The following is an 8638-nucleotide window of genomic DNA, read 5'->3' on the forward strand; positions in this document are numbered from 1 at the left end:
ATGCGTCCACTGACGACTTTAATCTTTGAACCCGCCGCTGTGCGTCCCAGTGGGGTATCACTCCACCAGCGGTTCCAAGTTACCGACCAGTAGGGCGCTCAAAGGATTTCGCAACGTTCCTGGATCCGCCCCTGACCACCGTCGGAGCATCCGATTTGCCCGAATTGGAACAACAAACCCCTCCCCGACCGTTGAACCGGTCATGACAACCTACAAAACTGTCAATCCTGCCGACGGCACAACCGTCAAGGAATTCGATACCCTCGATACGGCCGGAGTCGAGCGCGCACTCGCCGACGCTCACGCCGGTTTCCAGACGTGGCGCAAGACCTCACCGAAGCATCGCGCCGAAATTCTGCACAAGGTCGCCGACCTCTACGCCGAACGTTCCGACGAACTGGCCCGAACGATCTCGCTCGAAATGGGCAAGCCGCTGACCGAGTCGCAGGGCGAGGTGGAGCTGTCGTCCAACATCTACCGCTACTACGCAGACCAAGGCCCAGCGCTGCTCGAGGACGAGAAGCTCGACGTGCCCGGCGCGGAAGACACTGTGCTGCAGCGCAAGCCGGTCGGCGCGCTCGTCGGCGTCATGCCGTGGAACTTCCCCTACTACCAGGTGGCCCGGTTCGCAGGCCCGAACCTGATGGTGGGCAACACGATTCTGCTCAAGCACGCACCGAACTGCCCGCAGTCGGCACTGCTGATGGAAGAGATCTTCCAGCAGGCCGGACTCCCCCAGGACGCGTACATCAACATCTTCGCGACCAACGAGCAGATCGCCGACATGATCGCCGACCCACGCGTGCAGGGCGTCTCGCTCACCGGTAGCGAGCGAGCCGGAACCTCCGTCGCCGAAACCGCAGGACGCAACCTCAAGAAGGTCGTCCTCGAATTGGGCGGATCGGACGTCTTCATCATGCTCGACTCCGACGACATGGACGCAACAGTCGAGTCCGCGACCCGGGCGCGGCTTTCCAACGCAGGTCAGGCCTGCAACGCCGCAAAGCGGATCCTCGTCGCCGAGGAGTTCTACGACGACTTCGTCACCAAGCTCGTCGCATCCTTCGAGGCCGTGCAGACGGGCGACCCGTTGGACGCGAACACCACCCTCGGGCCGCTGTCGTCGCAGACCGCCGCCGACACGTTGATCGAGCAGATCGACGACGCCGTCGCCAAGGGCGCGACACTGCTGACCGGCGGCAAGAAGATCGACGGACCGGGTGCATTCGTGCAGCCGACACTGCTGACCGACGTCACCCCGGACATGCGGGCATACAGCGAAGAGCTGTTCGGACCGGCCGGAGTGATCTACAAGGTCGAAAGCCCGCAGCAGGCAATCGAATTGGCGAACTCCTCGCCATACGGCCTGAGCGGCTCGGTGTGGAGCGCCGACCTGGACAAGGCTCGCGACGTGGCCGAACAGCTCGAGGTCGGTATGGCCTTCGTCAACGAGCACGGCACCACCCTCCCCGGCTTGCCGTTCGGCGGCGTCAAGCGCTCCGGCGTAGGCCGTGAGCTGGGACCGTGGGGCATGGACGAGTTCGTGAACAAGAAGCTGGTGCGCGTCTCCGCGAAATAAGCACGACCTCGACCGACGCTGCTCCCCGGCCCCACGGCCGGGGAGCAGCGCGTCTGTCGGTACGTCCGATCGGCTAGGTCTGCCGAATTCGGCTGTAGTTGACCACCTGATCAGCCACGACCAAGGCAGACGCGAGGAACACCGTGCCGAGCAGAATCCAGAACGCCAGGGTGACGTCGGGAGCCCACAGCGCCATGACCGACAGTGACGCACCGACGATCGACGGCACCCCGATGTAGGCACCGATCAGCACCGACCCGCCCAACACCGTGGTGATCGCGATCCGAAGCGCCGCACCGCCGAGCGAACGCTGTCGGACCTGCCCGGTGAACAGCCGAACGGTGACCCAGACGACGATGGCGAGCAGGACCGCCACGGCCGCGAAGATGGCACCCAACACCATCGGAGCCGACGACGACGGTAGGCCGGTGGTCGACCCGTCGATTACGAGCGTGGTGAGATTTCTTCCCACCGCGGCGATGTGTTCGGCTTCGATCTCGCCGTATCGATTGGTGGCCAACACCATTGCCCTGTCGAGAGCGGGCACGAATGCCACGTAAGTGTAGTAACCGGGGACGGCTCCGGAATGCCACCACACGTCCTGGCCTGCGATCGTCTCGTGAAACAGTCCGTCGCCGTACTCGGTGCCCTCGCCGGTATCGACCTCGGGAGCTGTGTCCTCGCCGCCCTGCAGTTGGCCGAGTCGCCATGATGCGTAGCGACCGAGATCGCCCGTGGAGCCCGCGAGGTAGCCGTAGCCCAGACCTGCCGAATCCACACCGACGTCGATGGGTCGAGCCGAGCCGAAGAACGGCACATGACCCGGTGGAACATCGAGAGTGAACTGCTCCGGATCGGTGATGGCGGACGTGTCTGCAGGCGCGAGGACCTCGGCGTCGAGGGCATCGGCGAACGACTCCCCCGTCACTTTCTCGACTACTGCCTGTAGGAGCAGATAGTTCAGGCTCGAATACCGAAACGACCCACGCTGGGTCGTCTCCGCCGGTTGCGAGATGGTCGTGACTGCGTCGATGGCCGAGCCGCGGCGGGACCAGTCGTCGGTGACCGTGATGTCGTGCGGCAAGCCGCTGGTGTGGTGCACCAGGTCGCCGACAGTCGTTGCCGGGTCGCCCAGCATGTCCCGCGCCTGCGGGACGATGTCCACGACGGGCGTGGACTCGTCGAGTACACCCTGCCGTTCCAGCCCGACGACGGTGGCCGCCGTGAACTGCTTGGACACCGAGCCCCACACGAACGGTGTGGAGGCATCGACGGGCTCGCCGTTGCCGTCCACACCGCTCGATGCCTCCGCCACCACCGCGTCCGGATCGAGGACCCGAACCGACATTCCCGGGGCTCCGATCTCGGCTGCCCACCCGTCCACTGCATTCTGCAGATCCGAGGTCGAGAGCGACACTGCCGCAGCAGGACCGGGCGCGAGCCCGAGAAGCAAGACCAGGGTCACCAGCACTCCCACGACGAGTCGTCGGGTAAATACCGTGTCGGTCGCCATCCTTCTCGAACTCCTGTCCGTGGTGTGATCGGCCGGTTTCGTGATCAGTGATGCCCCGCGCCGTCGAGTGAGCGCTTCCACACGCTCGCCCCCAGCAGTCGCAATGCAGCGGGGACGAGAATGCCACGAACGACAGTCGCGTCCAGTGCAATTGCCGCGGCGAGCCCGACGCCGAGCTGCTTCATCTCCGGCGTCGGCAACAGGGTGAACATCGCGAAGATCACCACCATCACGGCCGCAGCCGCAGTGACGGGCGGCGCGGACCGGACCACACCCTGCCGGACGGCATCCTCGACGGCGAGGCCACGACCGAATGCTTCGCGCACCCGAGTGAGGATGAAGACGTGGTAGTCCATCGACAGGCCGATCAGGATGACCAGCATCATCACCGGCAGCAGAGTCACCACCGGTCCGACGTACTCCGAGCCGAACACCGGTGCACCCCAGCCGTACTGGAACAACAGCACCAGGATGCCGTAGGACGCGAGAACGGACAGCAGATTCAGGCCCACGCTCAGAGCGGCCAGCCCGACACTGCGGAAGGCGAGGTAGATCAGCGCGAAAGCGACCAGCAAGACGATCGGTATGACGATCAGCAGATCACGCGACGTGGATTCCGAGACATCGACGCTGACTGCGGTCTCACCACCGACGAGGATCTCACGATCGCCGGCGAACTCCGGAACGACGTTGCCACGCAACTCGTTCAGAGAATCTCTCGCCGACTGTGCGTCGATACCGTCGGCGTCGGTGCCGATCTCGATGCGCGCCACCGACTCGTCCGTGGAGATCTGAACGTCACGCACCTGCCCGTCGAATCCGGGCAGCCCGGCCGCGTCCTCGGCGATGTCGGTGAGTACGGCCGAGGCACCGGCGACGTCACCGCCGGTCTCGGTGACCACAGTGTGGCTGACGCCGTACAGCGGGAACTGCTCGGAGACGTCGTCCAGCGTGCGCAGCGTCTCGAAGGTGCGCGGCATGGCGTCGGTTCCCGGGAACTGCAACTTCATGGTTGCGACCGGTGCTGCCAACAAGACCATCAGGGCCAGTCCGGCGAGCAGCGCAGGCACCGGGCGTCGAACGACCGTGCCCGACAGACGACCCCAGAACCCGGTCTCCTCCGCTGCGTCGTCCGGAGTCTTGCCGAACAGCTGCCGGACAACTCGCCGACGCCCCAGCGCCAACAACGCCGGAAGCAAGGTGATCGACGCAAGCATCGCTGCGACGACAACGAGAATGATGCCGAGTGTGAGCGAGTGGAAAATCGGCGATTCGGTCAGGAAGGCTGCGATCACCGACACACCGGTCACCAGACCGGCCGTCAGAACCGAGCGCACCGTCATCGACACCGCGATCGTCGCGGCCGCGTCGGCGTCACCGGACCGGGCGAACTCCTCGCGGGCGCGCCTGACGAAGAACAACGAATAGTCCACGCCCAGAGCGAGACCCATCAGCAGGATGACACTCATCTGGTTGCTTTCCATGGGCACCGACAACGACGTCGGACCGCTCCAGAGGACGGCCAATGCCACCACGGCGAGGCCGGTGACAAGCGGGATCAACGTGGCGATCAGACCGGCGAACACGAGGAACAACACGACGGCCGTGACGGGGAGGCTGAGCATTTCCAGCAACACCAGTCGCTCACCGTAACTGGTGGTGACGTCTGCTTGCACCGAGATGGGTCCGGTAGCCGATATGGCAGCACCCGGATTGGCCTCGCGGGCGCTCTCGATCGCAGACTCGATCCCCTGCACGCGCTCGGACGGCGACGCCTGCTCATCGGGCAGCAGCACCTGCAGAACCCGTTGGTCCCCGGCAGCGGCCGTCAACTTCTCCGGAGGCTCCTGCGCCGTCCCCGCCAGCGCCGCGGCCAACTCGTCCGCGATGCGATCGGAGTCCTCCGCCGAGCTGCCCTGCACCAGAATCGTTTCGGTGCGCGAGGACAGGAAGTCCGAGCCCGTTTCCCATTGCTCCGCTGCGCCGGACTCTCCGACGAACCCGTCCGCCGGAGACAACTCGGACATACCCAGTCCCATGTATGCACCGGCCGACAACACCAGCGCCACAAGCCATCCCGCAAGCACTGCGAGACGATGACGGTAGCTCCACCTGGCCACTCCCGCGAAACGCTCAAGGATGGAGCCATCCCTCGTCGCGCCCTCGATCGGGGGCCTCTCCCTCGTGGTCACCATGACATCTCCTCCTGTCCACGGCTCGACGCCGATGCGCCGACCGCCAGACGATTCGTTTCTCTGTCCACGACCGACGCGATCTCGCGCACGGTCAGTCCCTCCACTACATCCGCCAACTGCAACCGCACCCCGAACTCCCGGGCGATGCCGTTGACCAAGCGCGCGACCAACAAGGAGTGGCCGCCAAGCGCGAAGAAATGGTGATCGGTACCGATCTCCTCGATTCCCAGCAGACGTCGCCACAGCGTCAACAGCCGCTCCTCGGTATCGGTTTCCGCCGCCCGGCCCGCGGTCGTACCGGCAACGAAGTCGGTGATCACCGGCGCGGGCAACTTCGCGACATCCAACTTCTGGCCGACGGTCACCGGAACCTCGGCCACGTTCACCAGAGCGGCAGGCACTGCGTGGCGCGGCAGCGTGCGATAGAGCTGCGACCACAACTCCGCACGATCGACATCCTCGAAGGTGGCGAAATATGCGACGAGAACATCGAGGTCCGTGCCGCCGACAGTGGCATGGGACCACCGGATCCCCGGGTGGGACGCAATCGCTCGTTCCACCTCGCCGAGCTCGAGCCGGTACCCCCGCAACTGGATCTGGTCGTCGGCGCGGCCGTGATACACGAAGCGGTCGCCGGCGTCGGTACCGACGATGTCCCCGGTGAGATACAGCCGATCACCGTGACCGGCTGGGTCCGGGACGAACGCTGCTGCGGTCGCGCGAGGGTTCCCGAGGTATCCGTGTGCGAGCTGGTCGCCGCCCACCGCAAGCTGTCCGAGGCCCTCGACCGAACCGACACCGTCCGCAACCGGTAGTACCTCCGTTCTCACACCCGACAGAGCGGGCCCGATGGGCGTCCTCGGCTCGGCGAGATCCTGTTCGACGAGTTCGCCGCCGGTGCAGGACACCGTGACCTCCGTCGGGCCGTACCAATTGACGAGCCGGCACCGGCCGAAAGACGGTGCGGCCATGACATCGGCAAGCCTGCCGCCGTCGGAGGCTTCGCCGCCCACGAGCAACTGTCGCAGCGCCAGCCCGCCACCGATTGCCTCGTCGTATGCGCCGAGTTGATACGCCGCGGACGGTGTGGTCGAGAGCACGGACGCACCTGTCTGCGCTAGCAGCTCGTGCAGCCGAGCAGTATCGGCCGCAACACCTTCCACGACGAGGACTGCGGTGGTGCCCGCCCCCACCGATGCGAACAGTTCCCACACCGACAGATCGAAGGCAGCGGACGACCGCGCTGCCACCACATCGGATCTCGACAGGGCAACGACACCGCAGGCCGCGTCGAGAAAAGCCAGGACGGCTCGGTGCGGCACCAGAACGGCTTTCGGTGTGCCCGACGTCCCGGACGTGGTGATGATGTACGCGGGGTCGTCGATGCTGCGCGGTGCGGGAGAAGCCGGCTCGAACGAACCGAACAGGAAGACGACGGCGTCGCCGAGTGCAACCGAAGTGCATCCGCGCCAGGACGCCGGATGCAGGTCCTCCCACACCACCATGGCGGCCGGCTCGACGGTCTCGAGCAGCTGCGCCTCGACCGCCTGCGGACTGTTGTACGGAATCACCGTGTACGCGGCGCCCGCACCGAGAATGCCCAGCAATGTCGGCAGCAACCAGGAGTCGCGACGGCCCTTCACTGCGACGACGTGCCCGCGGCCGACACCGGCACGCGTCAAGGCGTCGCGGACCTGCGCGCTCCGTTGTTCGAGGGCGGTGACGCCCAATTCACCGTCCACGCAGACCTGCACGGGACGCTCACCGAAGCGCTCAGAGAGCCCGGTGAACGCGAGATCGTCGACGGAGGCTGTCACGAGCCACCCACCGCCGTCAGCGACCGAGTCACTGCGTCGAACGAGAGCGCCAATTCCTGCTCGGTGACCAACAGGGACGGACGCCAACGAATCGACCTCGTCCCGCACGGCAGGAGTACCGTGTCGTAGTCGTCCAATGCGGTGCCGAGCACTGCGTCGCGCAGCTCGCGTGAAGACAGTGTGACGGCCCCCCACAGGCCCCGTGAACGGGCCGAAGTGACACGACCGCCCGAGGAACTCACGATCGCGTCGAGTCCGGCGCGCACAAAGGGGCCCATTGCCGCCGCTCGCGCGATCACGTTCTCTCGTGCGATGTACTCGTAGAGCAGTGCGAAGCGCACCAGATCCACCAACGAACCACCCCAGGTCGAGCTGATCCGTCCCGGTACGGCGAACGCATTGGTGTCGAGATCGTCGACGCGACGGCCACCGATGACTCCGCACACCTGCAAGCGCTTCCCGAATGCCACCAAGTCGGGATGCAGCCCCAACGCCTCGTGCGCCCACCGGGTGCCGACTGTGCCGCCACCGGTCTGGACCTCGTCCGCGACGGTGAGGACGTCGTGCTCGATGCACAACGCCTGCACGGCCCTGAGGAATGCAGCACCCAGGTGTCGGTCGCCGCCTTCCCCCTGAATCGGCTCGTAGACGAAGCACGCGATCTTGTCACCGTCGGCGACGAGAGTCGCTTCGATCTCGGCGAGAGTCCGGCGTTCGGCCTCACTGAGATCGGCTCGGTCGGCTTCGTCACCACCGTCCTCACCGCGAGCCGGGGCTTCGATTCTGGGCCAGTCGAATTTGGGAAACCGCGCCGTCTTGGCCGGATCGGTATTGGTCAGAGACATGGTGTAGCCGCTACGACCGTGGAAGGCCCAACGAAGATGCAGCGCTTGCAGATTCGTTTCGTCGGTGCCTGCTCGCTGGGATTTCCAGTCGAAGGCGACTTTCAATGCGTTCTCGACTGCAGCCGCACCACCGTCTATGAGGAACAGATGCGGCATGTCCTCCGGCATCAGCAGGCGACGAAAAGTCTCGACCGAATCGGCCAGGACCCGGGAGGCGAAATCCGGATTCGAGGGCTTCATCTTGGCTGCCGCCAACAGCTTTCGCTCGGCCTCGATGTGCGCGAGCGGTGTGGGGTTGTGGCCGAGCGGGGACGACGAGAAGAACATCCCCATGTCCAGGACCGGTCGCCCGGCTGCCTCGTCCCAGAGGTAGGAACCGCACGAACGCTCGATGTCGATGGTCATCGGTAGGAAATCGCCCACGAGAGTCCGGGCCAGTGACGCGGGGACTCCCGACACGGTGTCGAGGACGGTCATCATGCCACCCCCAGCGCGCGGCGTAGGGACAAAGGGCGAATGTCGGTCCACACCAGTTCGATGTGGTCCAGGCACGCCTCACGATCACCGGTGAATCCGACCTCGTACCACCCCAGCGGCAGTGGTCGCTTCGCCGGCCAGATCGAATGCTGTTCCTCGTCGTTCCGTACGACGGTCCATTCGGAAATGTTGTCCTGCACTGTGATCCCCTG

The 8638-nt window shown here is 65.4% G+C and carries 6 protein-coding genes; 1 reads left to right on the plus strand and 5 read right to left on the minus strand.

Translation table 11 applies throughout. The annotated features are described in order from the left end of the window. Positions 1-202 precede the first annotated feature (202 nt). The gene (locus R4P57_RS19345; RefSeq protein WP_317804450.1) at positions 203-1579 is read left to right on the plus strand and encodes an NAD-dependent succinate-semialdehyde dehydrogenase; all 1377 of its coding nucleotides are present in this window, start codon (positions 203-205) and stop codon (positions 1577-1579) included. 73 nt (positions 1580-1652) lie between these two features. Here R4P57_RS19345 and R4P57_RS19350 read toward each other — a convergent pair whose 3' ends face one another. From R4P57_RS19350 to R4P57_RS19370, 5 genes are read right to left on the minus strand one after another with little or no spacing between them, the layout of a single operon-like run. Further along, the gene (locus tag R4P57_RS19350; protein WP_317804451.1) at positions 1653-3092 is read right to left on the minus strand and encodes a serine hydrolase domain-containing protein; all 1440 of its coding nucleotides are present in this window, start codon (positions 3090-3092) and stop codon (positions 1653-1655) included. A 44-nt stretch (positions 3093-3136) separates the two neighbouring features. Continuing rightward, on the minus strand, positions 3137-5287 hold the full coding sequence (locus R4P57_RS19355; protein ID WP_317804452.1) for an MMPL family transporter: 2151 nt from the start codon (positions 5285-5287) through the stop codon (positions 3137-3139). Beyond that, positions 5281-7104, minus strand: coding sequence for a non-ribosomal peptide synthetase (locus R4P57_RS19360; RefSeq protein WP_317804453.1), 1824 nt, complete (start codon positions 7102-7104; stop codon positions 5281-5283). The genes R4P57_RS19355 and R4P57_RS19360 overlap by 7 nt, the downstream gene beginning before the upstream one ends. Further along, positions 7101-8426 (minus strand): aminotransferase class III-fold pyridoxal phosphate-dependent enzyme, encoded by a 1326-nt coding sequence (locus R4P57_RS19365; RefSeq protein ID WP_317804454.1) that lies wholly within the window; start codon positions 8424-8426, stop codon positions 7101-7103. The genes R4P57_RS19360 and R4P57_RS19365 overlap by 4 nt, the downstream gene beginning before the upstream one ends. After that, positions 8426-8626 carry an MbtH family protein gene (locus tag R4P57_RS19370; protein ID WP_231893662.1) on the minus strand — a complete coding sequence of 67 codons (201 nt, stop codon included), beginning with the start codon at positions 8624-8626 and terminating at the stop codon, positions 8426-8428. Before R4P57_RS19370 ends, R4P57_RS19365 begins: the two co-directional genes overlap by 1 nt. Positions 8627-8638 lie beyond the last annotated feature (12 nt).

It is taken from the genome of Rhodococcus sp. IEGM 1330, assembly GCF_033142445.1.
Classification (GTDB): domain Bacteria; phylum Actinomycetota; class Actinomycetes; order Mycobacteriales; family Mycobacteriaceae; genus Rhodococcoides.

Bases quoted from the DNA above. Each gene is read 5' to 3' on its own strand.
- R4P57_RS19345 (WP_317804450.1), top strand. From the start codon at position 203: ATGACAACCTACAAAACTGTCAATCCTGCCGACGGCACAACCGTCAAG.
- R4P57_RS19350 (WP_317804451.1), bottom strand. From the start codon at position 3,092: ATGGCGACCGACACGGTATTTACCCGACGACTCGTCGTGGGAGTGCTG.
- R4P57_RS19355 (WP_317804452.1), bottom strand. From the start codon at position 5,287: ATGGTGACCACGAGGGAGAGGCCCCCGATCGAGGGCGCGACGAGGGAT.
- R4P57_RS19365 (WP_317804454.1), bottom strand. From the start codon at position 8,426: ATGACCGTCCTCGACACCGTGTCGGGAGTCCCCGCGTCACTGGCCCGG.